The organism is Vibrio sp. 10N.286.52.C3 (assembly GCF_041468865.1).
Taxonomy (GTDB): Bacteria; Pseudomonadota; Gammaproteobacteria; order Enterobacterales; family Vibrionaceae; genus Vibrio; species Vibrio crassostreae_C.
The window spans coordinates 1-20,414 of record NZ_JBFRJM010000001.1; the positions used below are offsets into that span (position 1 = coordinate 1).

18 protein-coding genes are annotated in these 20,414 nt (G+C 44.6%); 3 read left to right on the plus strand and 15 right to left on the minus strand.

The annotated features are described in order from the left end of the window. Positions 1–224: 224 nt before the first annotated feature. Complete coding sequence (locus AB4138_RS00005) at positions 225–518, minus strand: metalloregulator ArsR/SmtB family transcription factor (RefSeq protein WP_004735028.1); 294 nt, start codon at positions 516–518, stop codon at positions 225–227. 100 nt (positions 519–618) lie between these two features. After that, positions 619–1,509: a transcriptional activator NhaR gene (gene nhaR / locus AB4138_RS00010; protein WP_017059341.1), complete on the minus strand. Its 891-nt coding sequence runs from the start codon at positions 1,507–1,509 to the stop codon at positions 619–621. A 389-nt stretch (positions 1,510–1,898) separates the two neighbouring features. On the opposite strand from nhaR, the gene AB4138_RS00015 reads away from it, so the two are divergent. Further along, the gene (locus tag AB4138_RS00015; RefSeq protein ID WP_017059340.1) at positions 1,899–3,044 is read left to right on the plus strand and encodes a Na/Pi symporter; all 1,146 of its coding nucleotides are present in this window, start codon (positions 1,899–1,901) and stop codon (positions 3,042–3,044) included. 555 nt (positions 3,045–3,599) lie between these two features. On the opposite strand, the gene AB4138_RS00020 is transcribed toward AB4138_RS00015, so the two are convergent. Genes AB4138_RS00020 through rppH form a run of 5 tightly spaced genes read right to left on the minus strand, consistent with a single transcriptional unit; the run spans position 3,600 to position 8,910 of the window. Beyond that, positions 3,600–4,451: a thymidylate synthase gene (locus tag AB4138_RS00020; protein ID WP_017059339.1), complete on the minus strand. Its 852-nt coding sequence runs from the start codon at positions 4,449–4,451 to the stop codon at positions 3,600–3,602. 9 nt (positions 4,452–4,460) lie between these two features. Next, a complete protein-coding gene (gene lgt, locus AB4138_RS00025) occupies positions 4,461–5,282 on the minus strand; it encodes a prolipoprotein diacylglyceryl transferase (protein WP_017059338.1) in 822 nt (273 codons plus the stop codon). 57 nt (positions 5,283–5,339) lie between these two features. Beyond that, complete coding sequence (locus AB4138_RS00030; RefSeq protein WP_372112594.1) at positions 5,340–6,131, minus strand: sulfite exporter TauE/SafE family protein; 792 nt, start codon at positions 6,129–6,131, stop codon at positions 5,340–5,342. Positions 6,132–6,139: 8 nt separating this feature from the next. Further along, on the minus strand, positions 6,140–8,389 hold the full coding sequence (gene ptsP, locus AB4138_RS00035; RefSeq protein WP_017059336.1) for a phosphoenolpyruvate--protein phosphotransferase: 2,250 nt from the start codon (positions 8,387–8,389) through the stop codon (positions 6,140–6,142). A 2-nt stretch (positions 8,390–8,391) separates the two neighbouring features. Beyond that, the gene (gene rppH, locus AB4138_RS00040; protein ID WP_017059335.1) at positions 8,392–8,910 is read right to left on the minus strand and encodes an RNA pyrophosphohydrolase; all 519 of its coding nucleotides are present in this window, start codon (positions 8,908–8,910) and stop codon (positions 8,392–8,394) included. Positions 8,911–9,526: 616 nt separating this feature from the next. Between rppH and mutH the strand changes: the two genes are divergently transcribed. Next, positions 9,527–10,192: a DNA mismatch repair endonuclease MutH gene (gene mutH / locus AB4138_RS00045; protein ID WP_048606845.1), complete on the plus strand. Its 666-nt coding sequence runs from the start codon at positions 9,527–9,529 to the stop codon at positions 10,190–10,192. Positions 10,193–10,280: 88 nt separating this feature from the next. On the opposite strand, the gene AB4138_RS00050 is transcribed toward mutH, so the two are convergent. The 8 genes from AB4138_RS00050 to xerD form a co-directional block, all read right to left on the minus strand. After that, on the minus strand, positions 10,281–10,592 hold the full coding sequence (locus AB4138_RS00050; RefSeq protein ID WP_009848433.1) for a DUF6482 family protein: 312 nt from the start codon (positions 10,590–10,592) through the stop codon (positions 10,281–10,283). Positions 10,593–10,796: 204 nt separating this feature from the next. Further along, entirely contained in the window at positions 10,797–11,048 is a 252-nt protein-coding gene (locus tag AB4138_RS00055; RefSeq protein ID WP_008224444.1) for a hypothetical protein, read from the minus strand. A gap of 567 nt (positions 11,049–11,615) precedes the next feature. Then, positions 11,616–12,950 carry a cyclic-di-GMP-binding transcriptional regulator VpsR gene (gene vpsR / locus AB4138_RS00060; protein WP_017062873.1) on the minus strand — a complete coding sequence of 445 codons (1,335 nt, stop codon included), beginning with the start codon at positions 12,948–12,950 and terminating at the stop codon, positions 11,616–11,618. A gap of 271 nt (positions 12,951–13,221) precedes the next feature. Further along, entirely contained in the window at positions 13,222–14,754 is a 1,533-nt protein-coding gene (gene lysS / locus AB4138_RS00065; protein WP_017059330.1) for a lysine--tRNA ligase, read from the minus strand. 98 nt (positions 14,755–14,852) lie between these two features. Continuing rightward, positions 14,853–15,951 (minus strand): peptide chain release factor 2 gene (gene prfB, locus AB4138_RS00070; protein ID WP_100208942.1). Its coding sequence is split into 2 segments (ribosomal slippage): positions 14,853–15,875 and positions 15,877–15,951, totalling 1,098 coding nucleotides; the frame shifts between segments, so codons are not numbered across the junction. Between the two features lie 235 nt (positions 15,952–16,186). Then, complete coding sequence (recJ, locus tag AB4138_RS00075; RefSeq protein ID WP_136978412.1) at positions 16,187–17,923, minus strand: single-stranded-DNA-specific exonuclease RecJ; 1,737 nt, start codon at positions 17,921–17,923, stop codon at positions 16,187–16,189. Between the two features lie 80 nt (positions 17,924–18,003). Then, complete coding sequence (locus tag AB4138_RS00080) at positions 18,004–18,783, minus strand: thioredoxin fold domain-containing protein (RefSeq protein WP_017062874.1); 780 nt, start codon at positions 18,781–18,783, stop codon at positions 18,004–18,006. Positions 18,784–18,809: 26 nt separating this feature from the next. Continuing rightward, positions 18,810–19,724 carry a site-specific tyrosine recombinase XerD gene (gene xerD / locus AB4138_RS00085; protein ID WP_017059327.1) on the minus strand — a complete coding sequence of 305 codons (915 nt, stop codon included), beginning with the start codon at positions 19,722–19,724 and terminating at the stop codon, positions 18,810–18,812. A 150-nt stretch (positions 19,725–19,874) separates the two neighbouring features. Here xerD and fldB point away from each other — a divergent pair, with 150 nt between their 5' ends. Further along, positions 19,875–20,396, plus strand: coding sequence for a flavodoxin FldB (gene fldB / locus AB4138_RS00090; protein ID WP_017062875.1), 522 nt, complete (start codon positions 19,875–19,877; stop codon positions 20,394–20,396). The last annotated feature ends 18 nt before the right edge of the window (positions 20,397–20,414 follow it).

Sequence of the window (20,414 nt, forward strand, 5' to 3'; positions counted from 1 at the left end):
AATCCGCGATGAACCTTTTATTTTACGTGCTAACAGCCGTTTTTCTGACCGATAAACAATTTAAGCAGATAGATAAAACAAACAATCAGAAAAATAAATAGAGAAGCAAATTGGTACGTAGATAGGTAGATAGATAGGTAAACACTAACGTTCAATGTGAAATGCTAACACTTCCTTGTGTCATTCTATCGCTGATAAGAAATCCCCCTCCCACCAGCAATAAGCTACTTGCAGTAAATACCATGCAGTAGGTTAATCATCGCTTTTACTTCTTCACTACTCAATGTGTAATACACAGTTTGAGCTTCTTTGCGAGTTTCGACCAAACCATCTCTTCTCAACCAAGCAAGATGTTGAGATAAAGCAGACTGACTCAGTTCCAACTTGCCGCACAACTCCCCAACCGACAGTTCAGTGCCATGTAATAGGCACAAAATCTGTAAGCGACGCTCGTTAGCCATGGCTTTGAGTAGAATCACAGCTTGTGCTGAGTTCTTCTCCATCTCTTTTAAGTTCATAGTTTGGCTCCCTACAACCTTTACGCCAACTACGGGCTATCAGTATTTCCGGCATATTGCGGAGTTATGATAATCGATATCAATTCATTAACAAACTATCTCACTCGAACAATTTGCTAAAATCTGCGTCACATACGTTTTTTACTGCTGGATGTTGGATCATCCTCTCAGCAAATATGACGTAGTACTCCTCTTTTAACTCTTCAATACCGCCTAATAGTTGCAGTGATGTGTCGTCTTCCACTTCAGACATATAAATCGTCGGTGCTAAAAATATTACGTCATGATGGTAACGAGCAAAAGCCTTCATCAATGCGGCATCATCAAACTCACCTAAAATATCTGGCTTAAGCCCTTGTCTATCAAACCATTGCAGCACTTTACGACCCATTGAGGTTCGGCTGCCAGGGATCAAAAGCTTTCTTTGCTCCAATACAGCAGGGAAATTAACCCCTTCAACCTGACCTGAACTAAAAAAGCTCATTCCACTCTCACCCAGCTTTTTACTGAACAGGCCCGGGCTTTGACTAGAGTCCACCGGACAGTCAGACAAAATCATATCGAGCTTATGTTGAGAGAGTTGCTCAAGTAGCATTTCATGGGTCGATTCAAAACAGCGCAAGTGAATGCTGTTATCTGGAGGGATGGTCGACATCAGTATCTTACTGACGAGTCTTTTAGAGAGCGCATCCGCGACGCCAACATCAAACAGAATATTGGAGTGCTGGCTGTAATTCACGATGTCCAGCATCTCGTAACTCAGGCCAAACATACGATCGGCATATTTAAAGACCAGTTGCCCAAGCTCTGTAGGCTCAACACTTCGGCCATTACGCTTGGTCAACTTGCCATCCATGCGTTCTTCTAAGGCTTTTATCTGCCCCGTTACCGTTTGTGGTGTTAGGAATAGGGCTTCTGCAGCTTTAGTAACAGAGCCTTGCTTGCAAACCATCCAGAAGTAATACAGATGGTTGTAGTTGAGATGCGACATAGATGTGCCGAAATAAAAGAGTAGATACCCTTTTATATCAAATATGACACCGCCACTCAACAAACTCGGAAAAACCTAACCAAACATAGATTTACCACTTATTTTTTCGAAGTGTATGATTTCATAATGTAATATTTCATCGATTATTTTCAATTTTTTTCTAACTTTTAAGATCTATATCACCTATAGAATTTCCATTAAAAAACAATTTAAAACAACAACTTAAAACAACCACATTAGCAATTGGAATATTTAAAGAGTAAATCATCACAAAAAAGTCGCACCTAAACCAAAATGTAATATTACTGAAATATTTACCCTCTAACATCACGCTCAGATTAAACAAACAGACCAAACACAGACTTAAACGGTCCAATGGAGAAAACATTATGAACCAAGCTACTACTGCAGCAGCGCCTATCTCGAGCACTACTCGTTGGCTACGCTGGGCTAACTTGGCATTCATGCTTTACCTACTATTACTTTCAGTTTCAATGGTTGGTACAGGCTTCAAATGGGCAACAGGCGAGCAAGCAAAGGTTCTTTTCGAATTTGCTTCACACCCAGTTGCAGGCTTAATGATTGGTTTAGTAGCAACAGCGCTTATTCAATCATCAAGTACAGTTACTTCAATTATCGTTGGCCTTGTGGCAGGTGGTTTACCTGTTGAGCTAGCAATTCCTATGATCATGGGTGCTAACATTGGTACTACGGTAACCAATACGCTAGTTAGCCTTGGTCACGTTCGTTGTAAAGAAGAGTTCAAACGTGCATTCGCAAGTGCGACAATCCACGACTTCTTTAACCTATTAGCCGTTGCTATCTTCCTACCACTAGAGATGGCGTTTGGAATTCTAGAGAAAATTTCTCACTGGTTAGTATCACCGATGCTAGCAACAGGTGATATGAGCATGGGTGGTCTTAACTTCATCAAGCCAATCACTAAGCCTGTTGTAAGTGCGATTAAAGAACCACTATCAACGTTTGGCGACACTGTTGGCGGCATCATGCTTATCGCTCTAGGTATCGCAACTATCTTCGTAGCTATTACTGTAATGGGTAAGCTGATGAAGAGCCTAATGGTTGGTCGTGCTCGTGAGATTCTAAAGAACGCAATCGGTCGTGGTCCAATCCACGGTATCGCTTCTGGCTCTATCGTGACTATCCTTGTTCAGTCTTCTTCTACGACAACAAGCTTGATGGTTCCACTAGTAGGTTCAGGTGTTCTTAAAGTACGTGACGTTTACCCATTCACTCTGGGTGCAAACATCGGTACATGTATTACGGCTCTACTTGCAGCTACAGCAGTGTCTGGTGAGTTCGCAGTATTCGCACTACAAATTGCTCTAGTACACTTGGTGTTCAACATCATGTCAACGGTATTCATCTTCGGTATCCCGTTCCTACGTGAACTTCCAGTTAAAGCGGCAGACATGATTTCAGACATGGCTGTGAAGAACAAAGCTGTAGTGGCTGGTTACCTTGTTGCGGTATTCCTTGTACTGCCTGGTAGCGTGTTAGCTCTTACCGCTTAATAGCAAAATAAACATCGCTTATAGCAAAGCCCGCTACCTCCTAGGTTGCGGGCTTTTTCTTTTTAAGAGCAGATACGGGATTCGGGTAAACGAGTAACGAAGAGCTAAAATCAAATTCGAGATATGAGTAAGCTTGTGACAAGAGCTGAAACTGATACGATATAAGAGTAAATCGGTAAGGTAAGCATTACTCACCAAAGAAGTCCGTTCTAGCTCTTCGTATCCCGCATCTCGTTTACCCGCATCTATATATTTCCGTCATTCCCTACAGCGAGGAACGAGCGTGATAGGGAATCCCACAAACACACCACGAAAGAGACTCCCAACTCCTTCCTTCGTCAGTCTAGGGAATGATGAATCGAAAAAAGATTCGAGATGCGTGTAAGCGAGTATCGAAGAGAAAGAGCCAATGCGCGTTGAGAGTATACGAGTAACATAAAGCATCACACAGCATATGATTTCTCTGCTCTTCGAATCTCGATTACTCGTCACTGTAACTTAGATACAAAAAAGGCTGCACAGAGGCAGCCTTTCAATCAAACAAAGCGAGTGAGATTAAACCGAGAATGGGTACTTAATCGCTTCGTGGCATTCGTAACCTTCAACCCAGAAGTCATCCATCGTTACCCATGTTTCCAAATCTTCTAGAGACTTAATCTGAGGATTGATATGGAATGTTGGGCCAGCTAACGGCTCACGCTTTAACTGGATATCACGCATAGGTGCAAGTTGATCTTCGTAAATATGAGCATTTACTAGCTTATGGTAAGCCACGCCAGCTTTCTTACCCGTGATTTGCGCCATGATAGCTAGGAAGACATACACTTGAACCATGTTGAAGTTCAGGCCTAGGGGTACATCGCAAGAGCGCTGAGTGCTGTTTAGGTACAGAGTATCACCAAGTAGTGAGAAGTGATGGCTGTACATACACGGACGCAAACATCCCATGTGGAACTCACCTGGGTTGTAGAAGTTTAAGATCTCGCCGCGGTCATCAATACCGTTAGTTAGATCATCAACAATCTTCTTCAGTTGGTCGATATGACCGCCGTCAGGTTTTGCCCATGCACGTCCTTGAACGCCATAAACACGGCCCATGTCATCTTCACCCTTGCGGTAAGGGTTATTCAGCCATGCTTCATTCAGGTTAGAATTCGCATCCCAAGTTTTAGTCCCTAGCTTACGAAAATCTTCAGCATTGTCGTAACCACGGATATAGCCAAGCAGCTCAGCAACTGCGGCTTTCCAAAAACTCTTACGCGTTGTTACCAGTGGGAATTGGTTATTACCAACATCATATTCAAGGTCAGCATTGATCACGGTTAGGCAACGCTTGCCCGTGCGTTCATTTTCAATCCAAGTACCGTCATCAACGATACGCTGACAGAGATCTAAATACTGTTTCACACCAATTCCTTACTTCGTTTGTTGTGGTAATTCGTCTTTGTAGTGACCACGCTTGTATGCCCACACCATCATCAGCACACCGATGATAACCATTGGCAGTGACAAAATTTGTCCCATAGAGATAAATCCACCGAACAAACCTAGGTGAGCATCAGGTTCACGTACGTATTCTACTAAGAAGCGGAATGTACCATATCCAGCTAGGAATAACCCTGATACAGAACCAAGAGGACGCGGCTTTTTGATAAACCAGTTCAAGATGAAGAACAGCACGATACCTTCAAGCGCCATCTCGTAAAGTTGAGATGGGTGACGAGGAAGTGGACCACCGTTAGGGAACACAATCGCCCATGGCACATCAGTCACACGGCCCCAAAGCTCGCTGTTCATGAAGTTACCTAGACGGCCCATACCTAAACCAAATGGGACGAGTGGTGCAATCATGTCTGCCACGCCAAAGAAGGTGCGACCATTCTTTTTCGCATACCAGAACATTGCGGTGATAACACCCAGCAAGCCACCGTGGAAAGACATACCGCCAGTCCATACCTTAAATAGGTACAGTGGGTCTGCTAGGAAAAGGTCAAAGTTGTAGAAAAGTACGTAGCCAATACGACCACCCAACACCACACCTAGAAAGCCAGCAAACAGTAAGTCTGATACTTGCTCTCGAGTCCAACCACTACCCGGTTGATCAGCTCGGCGATTTGCTAACCAAAGAGCAAACATAAAACCGACAAGGTACATTAGGCCGTACCAACGAACTGAGATTGGTCCTAGTTCAATAAGAACAGGATCGATATTTGGGAATTCGATAAAACCCTGAGACATACTTGGCTCTCTATCTAAATTGATTAACGGTTAGCTCAATGACTAACAGAAAAGACGCTACAGCAGCATTGTGGCTGCTATAAACATTAAAAATACCGCAAAGAATTTCTTCAGCACAGGGGTTGGCAATTGAGTGGCCAGTTTCGCACCCACTCGAGTGGTCAAAACTGAGGTACAAGATATCGCGATCAAAGCCGGTAGATAAACATAACCCAAGCTATACGCAGGAAGAGCATCGACAGAAGATCCATGCCAAATGAAACCTAGCATTCCCGAAATCGCGATAACACAACCGCATACCGAAGATGAGCCGACGGCTTTACGCATTTCCACACCGTGATGGTTAAGGAAAGGTACCGATAAAGACCCACCGCCAATGCCCGCTAAGCTTGATACCAAACCAATCCCGCCGCCACACAACACGGTTTTAGCTGAACCCGGCATCGATTTTTGGCTCTTGGAGCGAATCGACAATAGCATTTGCAACGCCAACACCAAAACAATCACACCAAAGACTTTTGGTAAGTATTGAGCTGGAATTACATCGGCCACGAAAGAGCCGAGGAAGCCACCTATCACCACACCTGGCATCAACCATTTAACGACAAACATCTCTACGTTACCCAACTTTAGATGGTTAATCGCAGACGATCCCGACGTAACGATGATGGTTGATAGCGAAGTAGCCAATGCCATTTGCATCGCAAACTCTTGGGGGATACCCGCTTTAGGAAGCAAAAACAGTAAGGCAGGAACAACCAGCAAACCACCACCAATGCCTAGCAAGCCTGCTAAAACACCAACAATAGCACCAAGGCCCGCTAACAAGCCTATCAGTTCATATGACACGTTAAATCCTATTTTTTACCTGCTCGAATGAAGCCTGTAAATTCACGCTCTTCGAAATAGTTCAGCATCATACTATAGATGTCACTACCATACGGTTTTGAAAGTGCCTTATTTGCCAAATCCTGTAATTCAGCCAAGTTCGATTGACGAATCAAATATTTGGTTCTTGCGACATTCGAGGTATTCATACTTAACGTCTCATACCCCAATCCAATCAATAACAGCGCGCCCATCGGGTCACCGGCTAACTCGCCACAAATACAAACAGGTAATTGATATTGCTTACAAGTATCATGAATTTGTTTTAATGCCATGATCACCGCAGGGTGCATTGATTCATAGACATCGGATACTCGTGAATTGTTCCGATCAACCGCTAATAAATATTGGGTTAAGTCGTTGGTACCGACTGAAACAAAGTCGACCTTATGCGCAATCAGCGGCAGTATGTACAGCATGGATGGCACTTCAATCATGATACCAACGCGAGGCATACGCACTCGGTTATCAAGCTCATGCACTTCATCATACGCTTGTTCAATCAACTGTAGCGCGTCATCCAACTCCTGTGCACCAGAGATCATCGGCAGCAAAATACTCAAGTTATGGCTTTCACAGCTCGCACGTAGCATGGCACGTAACTGAATAATAAAGATGTCAGGATGATCGAGCGTAAACCGAATACCACGCCAACCAAGGAATGGATTGTCCTCTTCGATAGGAAAATACGGTAAGGCCTTATCACCACCGATATCGAGTGTACGCATCACCACTTGTTTCTCTGGGTAGCTTGCCAGTACAGAACGATACTGCTTGAATTGTTCATCCTCTGACGGGAATCTTTGCTGCAACAAGAAAGAAATTTCAGTTCGATACAGCCCTACGCCATCAACGCCTTGGTTGATAGCGATGTTAGTGTCTGCACTTAAACCCGCATTAAGCAGAATCTCGACCTGCTTGTTGTCTTGCGTTTTTGCCGGTAGGTACAGCTCGCGATTGACCATAGAGGAGAGCTCACTCTCTTCTAGAATCAGCCCTCGATACTCTTTGAGCAGGCTTTTAGTCGGCTCAATAAAGATCTCACCGCTATACCCATCAACAATCGCTCGCTTGCCATTAGCTTGAGCTAGGTTGAGGTTTACCCCCATGACGGAAGGTATGCCAAGCGCTCGAGATAAAATCGCTGCGTGCGAGTTCGCCGCCCCTTCCAAGGAAATCACCGCTAAGAGCTTTTCTTTGGGAATAGACGCTAATACCGAAGCGGTTAACTCACGAACCACTAGGATAATCGGCTTATCTAACGTGCGAAGTTCATGTTCAGAGTTGTGGAGGAAATAGAGCAGCCTTTGTCCGAGCTCTCGGATGTCTTGTGCTCTCTCACGAAGATACACGTCCGACATACGAGCAAAGCGGTTCGAATAGCTCTCAACAACCTGTCTTAATGCCCAATCGGCTTTATCGCCTTTCTGGATTTGGCTTTTTAGATCCTTACGCAACATTGGATCGTTGAGTAAGTGAGTAAACAGATCAAAGATCGCCAGCGCGTCTTTATTGATTTCACTATCTAAGCGCTTTCGCATGCGCTTAAAGTCATTGAGGGCGTTTTCAACCGCTACCGCCAACAACTCATGCTCTCTCTCTATATTGAGCGTCGAAGCAGGATAAACATCGGTGAGTTCAGGCTGAGTGTTGTCCCACCATAAGTCACCAATCGCCACGCCCGATGAAGCTGCAATACCTTTAGTAGCCGGTAGCTTCTGTTGCTCTAACAGCCAATGGCCTTGAGTTTGGGCGTGCGCCACAATAACGGCAAGTTGTGCAGAGAGCGTGACAAGGAAGGATTCTTCCATCTCACTAAATAAACGTGGGGTCTTCTGTTGAATGACCAATACACCGAGCACTTGCTTGCGGTGGATAATCGGAGTACCGAGAAAAGAGTGATAGACGTTTTCTCCAAGCTCTGGAAAAAACTTATAAGCAGGGTGAGCAGACGCTTGTGCAAGGTTGATAGGTTCAGCACTTCTTTTAACAAGGCCAACCAGACCTTCGTCAAAACCAATGTGAATGCTATTGCCTTTGAAGATCAGGCCTTGAGTTGCCATCAACTCAAGGCGCTGCATATCATTATTTGCCAAATACACGGTGCAACATTCCGTCTGCATCGCACTGCATGTCTCTTTAACCAAAATATCAAGAGCCGTCGACACATCTTCAACTCTTGATACGTGTTCAACTATTTCCCTTAGTTGACTGAGCATGCTTAACCTCTACGCAATTTGCGCTTTCCTTTTATTTTTCGCTCTTTAAACGGCATTGCTAAAGATGCGAACTCTTTCATCGCTCGACGGTAAACATCTCGCTTGAAAGAAACAACTTGTCGAACTGGGTACCAGTAACTCACCCAACGCCAACCATCAAACTCAGGTGTACTTCCACGCTGCATATTGATATGCGATTCATCGCAATCTAAGCGCAAAAGGAACCACTTCTGTTTTTGTCCAATACAGACAGGTTTAGAATCCCACCGAACCAGTCGTTTGGGTAGCTTGTAGCGTAACCAATGACGACTTGTCGCGACGATCTTTACATCCTTTTTAGTAAGGCCAACCTCTTCATACAACTCGCGGTACATTGCCTGTTCCGGAGTCTCACCTTCATCTATTCCCCCTTGAGGGAATTGCCATGAATGTTGCCCGTATCGTTTAGCCCAGAAGACCTGACCATGGTTGTTACAGATTACAATACCAACATTTAATCGGTAACCATCGCCATCTATCACTGGCCAACCTCTATCTAAATTTTTAATTACTCTGATTTTTCCACATATCCCCAATCGGAGCAAACTTAGTGACGTGATAAGCGCTATATTTATGAATAATAACTAGGAATATGGATAAGTTTTGCTCAAATTCTAGTTACCCACACAATAGTGAGACATAGACCACATTTATTCACCTTTTCTGTGAATAACTATGTGAAGAATTACCCGCAATCGTTTTTTTTAATCCATAGATTCATCAACACCAAAAACAACAAATCAGTCAAAATAATTTTATTATTATATAAATCAGTAAATTAAAATAACATTCTAGTTTTAAAAAACATTAGAAGTGTAAAAGATCTTTCAGAAACCTGCCATGGTTAAAGATCAACCACTCCGATGTTTATCCACACTACTAAGTGAAAGATTCATTTTGAACCCCATTTGGCAAGCATTTTATCCACCACAAACCCCTGTTTATTTATCCACTAAATTAATATTTCAATTAATTACCTTTATGTCCTGTGGATAACCCTGTGTTTGATCCCTTTTCTCGCAAGGAGATCATTTCTTAACCAGTCGTCATTTGGTGATAACTTCTGATAAAATCATTTTTTTGATCATGCCTTTTATTATGAAACCAGAACCACAAACACAACAAGAGCTGTTAGAGCGCGCGTATGCCATCGCCGGAATGACCTTTAAAGAGCTCGCTGACGAAGCTGAGATGGTGATGCCAAACGACCTTAAGCGTGATAAAGGCTGGGTTGGGCAGCTATTGGAATGGCACTTGGGTGCACCTGCAGGCAGTAAGCCAGAACAAGATTTTGCCAAACTAGGCATCGAGCTAAAAAGCATTCCGATTGGCTACTCTGGCAAGCCACTCGAAACCACCTTTGTGTGTGTTGCTCCTTTGATGGGTGTGCAAGGCATAACTTGGGAAACCAGCCACGTTCGAAACAAGCTGTCTAAGGTGTTGTGGATCCCTGTCGAGGGAGAAAGAGAGATCCCGCTAGCAGAGAGGCATGTAGGATCCCCATTATTATGGACACCTAGCCAAGCTGAAGACGAACTCTTGAAGCGAGATTGGGAAGAGCTGATGGAGTTGATCGTTTTAGGCAATGTTGAACAGATAACAGCAAGACACGGTGAAGCACTGCATTTACGTCCGAAGGCTGCTAACAGTCGTGTGTTAACGGAAGCTTACGGTGCAAGCGGAAAACCTATCAAAACTAAACCACGTGGTTTCTATCTGCGAACTCAATTCACCCATAAATTACTGACAACACATTACGCATAGATCGTTTAATCGAGCCTCGATAGCCAAAACTATCAGTGCGTTAAAAAACAGTCTGGAATTAGAATCAATATCTCGCTACCAACGCCTCTTAATGAGGTTTGAGCGCCAGTTCAATATCACAGTAGCTTTGGTTTGGCTCATTACCAAACTCATCATAGGCGTTGTGTAAGCGAAGATACGCCTTTTCAAAGCCGAGCCGGAGTAACTCCTCTTTCACTTGATCCAAGGATCCAAAGTGAAGCGGCTCGCCGTCTTGCTTTACCGGTTCTAGCTTATGTTTGTACTCCACCGCCAATAGATATTCTGAAATATCAGAACAGCCAATAACGTACACTTTGGGTGTTTGATAAGAGTCTTTGTGCTCTCCATGTAACCACATGTCTAACTGATGCTTTTGCATAACCGGCCTCCCTTGCTCTCTATAGCTTAGTAGAACTCTATTTCTTTACTAGGGCACGTTGATTTTTCTCGATTAAAAAAACAAAAAAGAGAAGCCAATGCTTCTCTTTTTTGTCCAGTTCTAGTTCAAAAGCGCTCACTTTTGACACCTAACTATCACCGTCAATGATTTAGGGGGTTGAAAGGTGCGATCAACCCCGAAAGATTACGTCGGTATTCGCGCGCTAAGAACACGACGAAGATGACGAACGCGACGTTCAATGGTGACAACTTCAGGCTCAGAGAAACCAATTGGACGACCATCGGCTTCAAGGCCAATATCTCTTAGCAAATGAGTGTTGTGCCAAGGTAGGTCTAGTGAACTACGACGTACTTTTCGCTGCCATTCCCGCTCTTCACGACGAAGATCGGCACGGATAAGGACTGTTGCTAATTTTAAATATACTGAGTGACGCATAATAACTCTCCAGTTGTTGAGTCAACTGAGGAAAAATAGCGTGTTAGATAGTATGAGGGCTTCTCACTTAGCTGCTATTTTTCCGCAGCCAAATAAGGATACGGATCTATTAGTTAGGTTTATCTTGGGTGTTTCGATCGGCTATGGCTGATGTGAGTGACATATCAGTCACCATGTCAGTACACGGATCAAACGACGCGCAAATATGCTGTATAAAATCGAAATGTTTCATTTGCGCCTCCAAGCTAACTAAAAAATCCAAAAAAAATGGGGAAGTAAAAGCAGACAAGTCTTTGTTAAATCGTTGCTTTAACGGTTAAAGTCTAACCAAGTGAGTATATTATTCAACCGCCAATTGATTAACATTTTTAAAACAATGCATTCGCCTGAAATATTAGTTGCATATTCATTTACATATAACATATTCACTATGATTATATAAAATCACAGCATATCTCTCTTAGGGTCTAACTAGAAAACAACGGACTACCCTTCAGAAACAAAAAAGCCACGTAGATACATGGCCTTTAATTTACGGTGACTGAATAAAGTCATGTAGAGAAGAGTCTAAACAACACCTTCAGAGATTAGGCTGTGTTTATTCAGCAAGCGGTACATCGTCGCTCGTGATACACCGAGCTCCTTAGCCGCCAATGAAACCTGACCACCGTAAGATTCCAATACAATCAGTAACGCATCGCGCTCTGAGCGCTCTCGAATACTCTTCAAGCTTCGGCGTTCATCATTCTGTTTTGGTAAATCCAGTTGGTGATCCTCAATGATCACAGCATCAGACATCAACACAACACGCTTAATCTGATTCATCAGCTCACGCACATTTCCAGGCCAATGGTATCGATTCATCGAACGGATAGCATCGTCTGAGAAGCTCTTCGCTTGAGCATTAAACTCTTTCGAGTACTCACGCAGAAAATGATTCGCCAGTACTGAAATATCGCTCACACGTTCTTTTAAGCTTGGAACATGAATACGCAGAACATTGATATAGTGATAAAGCTCTTCATTGAAGTCGCCCTCGATCAACGCCTTCTCGATATCAGAGGAGTTCGCGGCCAGAATACGCACATCGACAGATTTAGGTCCATTCGCAGTTTCAATCTTACCTTCTTGTAGAAAGCGCAACAGGTTCAGTTGTTGATTGCGTGGCATCGCTAAAACATCATTAAGCAAGATGGTTCCGCCATCGGCTTCTTCCAACATACAAGGCGCAGTCGCTGACTGTGCTGATATGCCAAACACCTCGGCCTCTATTCTCATTTCAGACAAGGCACGACAGTTAACCGTTAAAAATGGTTTCTGTGCTCGCGACGAATTTTGATGAATCGAGCGTGCAATCGTCTCTTTACCAGCTCCACTCTCGCCATAAATCAAGATACTGACATCAGTCGGCCCAATACGCTTTACTTGGTCTCTCAAGCGCTTCACGGCCACAGAATCGCCTAGCAGTCCCATGTTGTTATTGATGCCGTAGTTTGGCCATACCTTCTGCTCAAGCTTAAGCATACCCAGTTGGTGACCAATGGTACTCAGCAATTGAGCATCTGGGATTGGTGCCGTGAAAAAGTCGATACAGAAGTTGACGATAAACTGGCAGATCGTATCAGAGCTTAATTGAGATTCACGGATAAAGGCGAGCCATCTCACCTGCTTGTTATTGCTCACAAGGTTAGCAATACCGTTGAGACTGAACTCATCATGACTAAGATCGACAATACCAATACATGGGCCAATATCAGCAATCAAGGCATCGGCTTTTCGTAAATCTGCACACTGGGTACACTGCCAACCCACTTGTTCTAACACTGATAACCAGGGTTCGTACGCACCACCAACGACGATAAGAGAACCTGGTAAGGAATCCATCTTAAATTGAGTTCCCATCCTTCTTCCTTATTCTATTTTTATTTAAATCAGACTAATACGAGTCACTGCTTCATCGTTCGACAAAATGCCGCGAGAGCGTATTCAGCGCAGAGACGTATAGTAGTGAGACTATCTTAGATTTTATGTCTCAATAGTAAGACTATGTCAGAAATAACGATTTTTCGAATCAAGAGTGCGGTACAGACTAGGTTTTGAAGCCCCAAAACAGAAAAAGCCACTCTTCAGTGGCTTTTTAATTACATAGGCTGTTACGCCCTATAAGCGAGAATTACGCCTGTGGACGCATTGCCGGGAACAAGATCACGTCACGGATTGTGTGCGTGTTTGTAAATAGCATTGCTAGACGGTCGATACCGATACCTTGACCCGCTGTTGGCGGTAGGCCGTGCTCTAGTGCAGTAATGTAGTCTGCATCGTAGTACATCGCTTCGTCATCACCCGCGTCTTTCGCGTTAACTTGCGCTTTGAAACGCTCGTCTTGGTCTTGTGCATCGTTAAGCTCAGAGAAACCATTCGCAACTTCACGGCCACCGATGAAGAACTCAAAACGGTCTGTGAAGAACGGGTTGTCATCGCTACGACGAGCTAGAGGAGAGATGTCCGCTGGGTAGCCAGTGATGAACGTTGGTTGAATTAGCTGAGGCTCAGCCGTTTCACCAAAGATCTCTTCTAGAAGCTGACCACATGTCCAGAACGTTTCTACGTCTACGTGTACAGATTTTGCGATAGCAACCATCTTTTCACGGTCTTGTAGGTCTGCTTCTGTTAGCGCTTGAATCTCAGCGTGCTCAGGGTTGTAGTGTTTGATTGCATCGAACATGCTCATGCGAGCGTAAGTGCCACCGAACTCAACCGTTTCGTCACCGTAAGGCATAGAAGTAGAACCAAGAACGTCCATTGCTGCCGTGCTTAGCATCTCTTCTGTCAGATCCATAAGGTCTTTGTAGTCAGAGTACGCTTGGTAGAATTCCATCATTGTGAATTCTGGGTTGTGACGTGGAGATAGACCTTCGTTACGGAAGTTACGGTTGATCTCGAATACACGGTCAAAACCACCCACCACTAGACGCTTAAGGTAAAGCTCTGGTGCAACACGTAGGTACATGTCGATGTCTAGTGCATTGTGATGAGTGATGAACGGACGTGCAGTTGCGCCACCCGGGATCACGTGCATCATTGGCGTTTCAACTTCTAGGTAGCCTTTCGCGCTCATGAAGTTACGGATTGAAGATACAAGCTTAGAACGCACGATGAATGCATTGCGAGAATCTTCGTTCACGATTAGGTCAACGTAACGCTGACGGTAACGCATTTCTTGATCAGTTAGACCGTGGAACTTCTCTGGTAGAGGACGAAGTGCTTTAGTCAGCAGTTCAAACTCTTCCATGTTCACGTAAAGGTCGCCTTTACCTGATTTGTGAAGCGCACCTTTAACACCGATGATGTCACCGATATCTAGGCCTTGGTACTTCTCTTTCAGTACTTTTTGAACGTCTTTCGCTGCGTATGCTTGGATACGACCAGAAGTTTCTTGAATCGCAAGGAATGGACCACGCTTCGCCATAACACGACCAGCGATCGCAACGATGTGGTTAAGCTCTTCTAGCTCTTCCTTAGTCTTCTCACCGAATTCCGCTTGAAGATCGCCAGCTAGGTGCTCACGACGGAAGTCATTTGGGTGACCGTTAGCTTTGCAGTTTTGGCGGATGTGATCCAGCTTGCTGCGGCGCTCAGCGATTAGTTTGTTCTCTTCAGGTGAAGAAGCTTCTTGTGCGTTTTCGTTTTGAACAGCATCAGTCATTAGAGATGTACCCTGCTTTTAAAATTTGGACCGCTATATTTTTGCAAATATAGGCATTTTTACCAATATTATTGGTAAAGCTTAATAGTTGATAAAGCTTACAGACCTGATTTCAGGCTAGCTTCAATAAACTTGTCTAAGTCACCGTCAAGAACCGCTTGAGTATTACGGTTTTCGATGCCGGTGCGTAAATCTTTGATACGAGAATCATCCAGCACGTAAGAGCGGATTTGACTGCCCCAACCGATGTCTGATTTCGTCTCTTCGCTCGCTTGTTTTTCAGCATTTTGTTTTTGAATCTCAAGTTCAAAAAGCTTAGCACGTAGCTGCTTCATCGCTTGATCTTTGTTCTTATGCTGCGAACGGTCATTCTGACACTGAACCACAGTGTTAGTCGGAACGTGAGTAATACGTACCGCTGATTCCGTGGTGTTTACGTGCTGACCACCAGCGCCAGAGGCACGGTATACGTCAATACGTAGGTCAGAAGGATTAATGTCGATCGTAATGTTGTCATCAATCTCAGGATAGATAAACGCAGATGCAAATGAAGTATGACGACGACCACTTGAATCAAATGGTGACTTACGAACTAGACGGTGAACACCAGTCTCTGTGCGTAACCAACCGTAAGCATACTCACCAGAAATACGTACCGTTGCGCCTTTAAGGCCAGCAACATCACCATCCGACACTTCGATAACTTCAGTCTTGAAGCCTTTCGAATCTGCCCAACGTAAGTACATGCGCAACATCATTGAAGTCCAGTCTTGAGCTTCTGTACCGCCCGAACCTGACTGTAAATCGATGTAGCAATCTGATGCATCGTGATCACCAGAGAACATACGACGGAATTCCAGCTTCTCTAGCTTAGCTTCAAGCTCGGCCAGTTCTGGTTCAATTTCATCGAACGTTTCTTGATCTTCTTCTTCAACCGCAAGCTCTAATAGGCCATCAACATCCTCAACACCTTGGTCAAGTTGGTCGATCGTTTCTACTACCGCTTCCAATGCAGAACGTTCTTTACCTAGCGCTTGAGCACGCTCAGGTTCGTTCCATACATCCGGTTGTTCTAATTCTGCGTTTACTTCTTCTAGACGCTCTTTCTTAGCGTCATAGTCAAAGATACCCCCTCAGGATATTTGTGCGCTCAGACACATCCTGCAGACGGTTTTTTATAGGATTGATTTCAAACATTTTAGCTCATCATTTATGAGTAGAATTTAACCGAAGAATTGTACTCAAAAGTGTGACGGAGATACAGAATTTTTTAGAGTGGTGAACCAAGATTCAACAACTTAATGGGATATAAAATTGACAGGCATAAAAAACACGTAAATTTTGTAAGGGCAGGAAGGAAAACAAGCCCTGTTTTTGAACAGAGCTTGTTGAATTTGGCACTATATGATGAGCATTATTGAGCCCAAAATCACTATTTGGCTTCGATATGATCAATCATCAGCTGCAACGATTGGTTGCCGCGAAATTCGTTGATATCGAGCTTAAATGCAAGATGAACGGTTTTTACTGATGCATCAGGCCAGCGACGTAGGTCGACGTTAAAGGCAATACCGTCAATCATCACATTGGTTGGGTGGCCTTTGTAGAGCGGCTCAAGCATCAGCTTAAGGTGCTTTTCACCCACCAGCTTTTGGTGCAGCACTTTAAACTCACCATCGAAGATTGGCTCAGGGAAAGCTTGTCCCCACGGGCCACCTGAACGCAGCGTTTCAGCGGTGTGCATCGAGAACTCTTCTGGTAACAGCTCACCATCAGACAAGATAATGCCCTTCAGTGCTGTTTCTCCAAGTTCATTCTTCACCACATCATTGAACAGCTTGCTGAAGCGTTCAAAGTCCTTTTCCATGATGGTTAAACCAGCCGCCATTGCGTGGCCACCAAATTTAAGAATCAAGCCAGGGTTTCGAGTATCAATTCGATCCAATGCATCACGCATGTGCAGACCCGGAATTGAACGACATGAACCTTTGATACTGCCTTCGCCGCCATCTGCAAACGCAATCACTGGGCGGTGGTATTTGTCTTTGATACGCGAAGCCAAAATACCAATCACACCTTGGTGCCAATCACGTTGGAATAGTGCCAAGCCAGAAGGTAGGTCGTCTTTACCAAATTCAAGGCGCTCACAAAAAGCCATCGCTTCTTGCTTCATACCCTCTTCGATCTCTTTACGTGTTTGGTTCAAGCCATCTAACTCACTCGCCATTCGACGAGCCGCATGGATGTTGTTACTCATTAGCAGCTCAACACCAAAAGACATGTCGTCTAATCGACCAGCTGCATTGATACGAGGACCAAGAGCAAAGCCAAAGTCAGACGCCACCAAACGCTTAGCGTCTCGCTTAGCAATTTCGATCAAGGCTTGAATGCCCGGACGAGCTTTACCCGCACGAATACGTTGCAAACCTTGATGAACTAAAATTCGGTTGTTTTCATCGAGTGGAACCACGTCGGCAACCGTACCCAGCGCCACAAGGTCAATCAGTTCCATCAACTTAGGTTCTGTCATGCCGCGCTCTGCAAACCAACCCAATTTACGCATGTGAACACACAATGCCATCATCAGGTAAAAAGCGACACCAACCCCCGCTAGGGCTTTCGAAGGAAAAGCACAACTTTCAAGGTTTGGGTTAACCATAGCATCGACCATTGGCAGTTCATTGCCCGGCAAGTGATGATCGGTAACCAGAACCTCTAGCCCTTTCTCTTTAGCAAAGCGAACACCTTCAATTGAAGATACACCGTTGTCGACCGTCATGATCACTTCAGCACCAAGCTCGATTGCCTGTTCAACAACCTCAGGGCTCAAGCCATAACCATCTTCAAAACGGTTTGGTACCAGATAGTCGACGTTAGAGCTGCCGAGCATACGTAACGCTAAAACAGACAGCGCCGAGCTGGTCGCGCCATCGGCATCAAAGTCACCAACAATGATGATGCGTTTTTGCTGCTGAATAGCTTTGAACAACAGCTCAACCGCAGCATCAATGCCGCCCAGTTTTTGATAAGAATGCAAGCCTTTCGCTGCTGTCTCTAGTTGGTCGGCACTGTCGATTCCACGACTCACATAAATGCGCTTTAACAAGTCAGGTAAGTGAGCAGGTAAGACTGAAATGTCGACCTCAGGACGGCGTTGGATCTCTATCATATAAAAATGGGCCCGATATCAATCAGGCCACTCCTTAAATCAAAAACATGGGGGATAAATTGGCAATACAGAAAACGAGATTATTGCTCTAAACGTTGAAGAAGTTGTGCTGGCGGTAAGTAACCACTCACCAACTCACCACTTGCTAGCACGATAGCCGGTGTGCCATTGATGCCAAGCTCACGACCTAATTGGTACTGCTTAGCAATGATCTGCTTTTGCTCTGCTAGATCTTTACCAGACGCTGGCATTTGACGATTTACTTTAGCGTCATGCATCGCTGTTTTTGGATCATCTGAAGCCCAGATTGCTGCCATTTGATCGGCAACTTGCCCTGTCGCACCTTGGCGTGGGTAAGCCATGTAACGAACGGTAATACCCAGATCGTTGTAGCCCTGCATTTGGCTGTGCAGACGAACACAGTAGCCACACGTAATGTCAGTAAATACCGTCACAACATACTTTTCGTTATCGGCTTTGTATTCAATAACCGTATCCGACATCGCCGCGACTTTTTCAGCATTCAGCGGAGCTTGACGCTCAGCCAAAACATCACTGAACTTACCGTTTTCATCTAAAGAGTAAAGTGTACCGGCTAGAAAGTGATCGCCCTCTGGAGAAGAAAATATAATGCCGCTGTTGGTTTGAACTTCTAACAAACCATCGATATCCGAAGGAACAATCTTATCGACCTTAATACCGATTTTTTCAAAACGCTTAGTTAACGCAGCTGTATCAATAGCTTGAGCTGGAGCAGCTTCTACGGCTGTTGATGTTGTTTCTACTTTCGCTTCTGATGCATTACATGCAGTAATCATAAGAGGAAGCGCTAGTAGAGGAAGACGGCGTAATACGCTCATTAAGTTCACCTTAAAAATAAATGGATTTAAGCACGTGGGTGATGCTGCGCATGAATTTGCTTGAGCCTTTCAGTCGCCACGTGAGTATAAATTTGGGTAGTCGATAAGTCACTATGCCCAAGTAACATCTGTACGACCCTGAGATCTGCGCCATAGTTCAGTAAATGCGTCGCAAAAGCGTGTCTCAATACGTGTGGTGACAACAATTCTGTGTCGATACCAGCGACGACCGAGTAGTGCTTAATACGATACCAGAACGTCTGACGGGTCATTTGCTTGGCGCGTTTACTCGGAAAAACCACATCAGAACTGTTTTCGCCAAGTAGATGTGGACGACCTTGTTCAATAAAAGTCTCTATCCAATCCACCGCATTTTCGCCCATTGGTACTAAGCGCTCTTTGCCACCCTTACCAATAACACGCACCACGCCCTGTCTTAGGCTGATGTTTTCCATCGTCAAGCTAACCAGTTCTGTCACACGCAAACCGGTTGCATAGAGTAACTCAAGCATCGCCTTATCGCGAAGCTCAATCGGATCGTTCGGATCTGGCGCATCGAGCAAAGCATCAACCTGTTCTTCGCTCAAATCTTTCGGCAAGCGTTGCGGCAGCTTCGGGCTGATCAACAAGGCACTTGGATCATCGCCTCTGATTTTCTCGCGGTGCAAATATTGGAACAAGCGACGAATCGCCGACAACATACGGGCACGAGAGGTCTGCTTAAAATCGGCGTCGGCTAACCAGCCTTGATAATCCTGTAAACCTGAAAGGCTAATGAAGTCGAGGCGGTAATTGTTCTTTTCCATCCACGCTAATAACTTGGACAAATCGGTACGGTACGAGACAAGCGTATTCTCCGATAATCCTCGCTCCATCCACATAGCATCTAAAAACTGCTCAACGAGACCGTGGTCTGCGCTCTGCCCTTGAGGCGACTGCATAGTGTTACTCACAATATTGGAAACTGTTTTGAGAGTATGCCAGAGCAAATATGAATGCCATAAAAATTACGACTTGAGCGGATAATCGCTGCAATCGAAGTCGATTTATGGTTAGAATTCGCCATCTGAAATTAAAATCGAACGTTTGCTATGAAAATTGGATTATTTTACGGCTCAACCACCTGCTACACAGAAATGGCAGCAGAGAAAATTCGCGGCATTATTGGTGAAGACCTAGTTGATATCCATAACGTGAAAGAAAGCCCTCTTTCATTGATGGCGGACTACGACCTTTTATTGCTGGGCATCTCGACTTGGGACTTCGGTGAAATCCAAGAAGATTGGAATGAACTGTGGGAAGACATCGCAACCACGCCTATGAAAGGCAAGGTTGTGGCTCTGTTTGGTTTGGGTGACCAAGAAGGCTACGGCGAATGGTTCCTAGATGCGATGGGTCTATTGCATGATGAACTGAAAACCGCGGGTGCAGAGTTTGTTGGTTTCTGGCCAAACGATGACAGCTACGAGTTCGAAGCGTCTAAAGCATTAACGGAAGACAAATCTCAATTCGTTGGTTTGGCGCTTGATGAAGATTCACAATACGAGCTAAGCGACGACCGTATCGCAAGCTGGGTTGAGCAAGTACTGGTTGAGTACAGCGAAAAGCTATAACCAAACATAAGTGCTCCC

Excerpts from the sequence above, each read along its gene's own strand:
- AB4138_RS00055 (WP_008224444.1), bottom strand. The coding sequence starts at position 11,048 with ATGCGTCACTCAGTATATTTAAAATTAGCAACAGTCCTTATCCGTGCC.
- nhaR (WP_017059341.1), bottom strand. The coding sequence starts at position 1,509 with ATGTCGCATCTCAACTACAACCATCTGTATTACTTCTGGATGGTTTGC.
- AB4138_RS00005 (WP_004735028.1), bottom strand. The coding sequence starts at position 518 with ATGAACTTAAAAGAGATGGAGAAGAACTCAGCACAAGCTGTGATTCTA.
- AB4138_RS00080 (WP_017062874.1), bottom strand. The coding sequence starts at position 18,783 with ATGAGCGTATTACGCCGTCTTCCTCTACTAGCGCTTCCTCTTATGATT.
- lgt (WP_017059338.1), bottom strand. The coding sequence starts at position 5,282 with ATGTCTCAGGGTTTTATCGAATTCCCAAATATCGATCCTGTTCTTATT.
- recJ (WP_136978412.1), bottom strand. The coding sequence starts at position 17,923 with ATGATAGAGATCCAACGCCGTCCTGAGGTCGACATTTCAGTCTTACCT.
- ptsP (WP_017059336.1), bottom strand. The coding sequence starts at position 8,389 with ATGCTCAGTCAACTAAGGGAAATAGTTGAACACGTATCAAGAGTTGAA.
- AB4138_RS00015 (WP_017059340.1), top strand. The coding sequence starts at position 1,899 with ATGAACCAAGCTACTACTGCAGCAGCGCCTATCTCGAGCACTACTCGT.
- vpsR (WP_017062873.1), bottom strand. The coding sequence starts at position 12,950 with ATGGGAACTCAATTTAAGATGGATTCCTTACCAGGTTCTCTTATCGTC.
- xerD (WP_017059327.1), bottom strand. The coding sequence starts at position 19,724 with ATGCAGTCGCCTCAAGGGCAGAGCGCAGACCACGGTCTCGTTGAGCAG.
- mutH (WP_048606845.1), top strand. The coding sequence starts at position 9,527 with ATGAAACCAGAACCACAAACACAACAAGAGCTGTTAGAGCGCGCGTAT.
- fldB (WP_017062875.1), top strand. The coding sequence starts at position 19,875 with ATGAAAATTGGATTATTTTACGGCTCAACCACCTGCTACACAGAAATG.
- AB4138_RS00050 (WP_009848433.1), bottom strand. The coding sequence starts at position 10,592 with ATGCAAAAGCATCAGTTAGACATGTGGTTACATGGAGAGCACAAAGAC.
- lysS (WP_017059330.1), bottom strand. The coding sequence starts at position 14,754 with ATGACTGATGCTGTTCAAAACGAAAACGCACAAGAAGCTTCTTCACCT.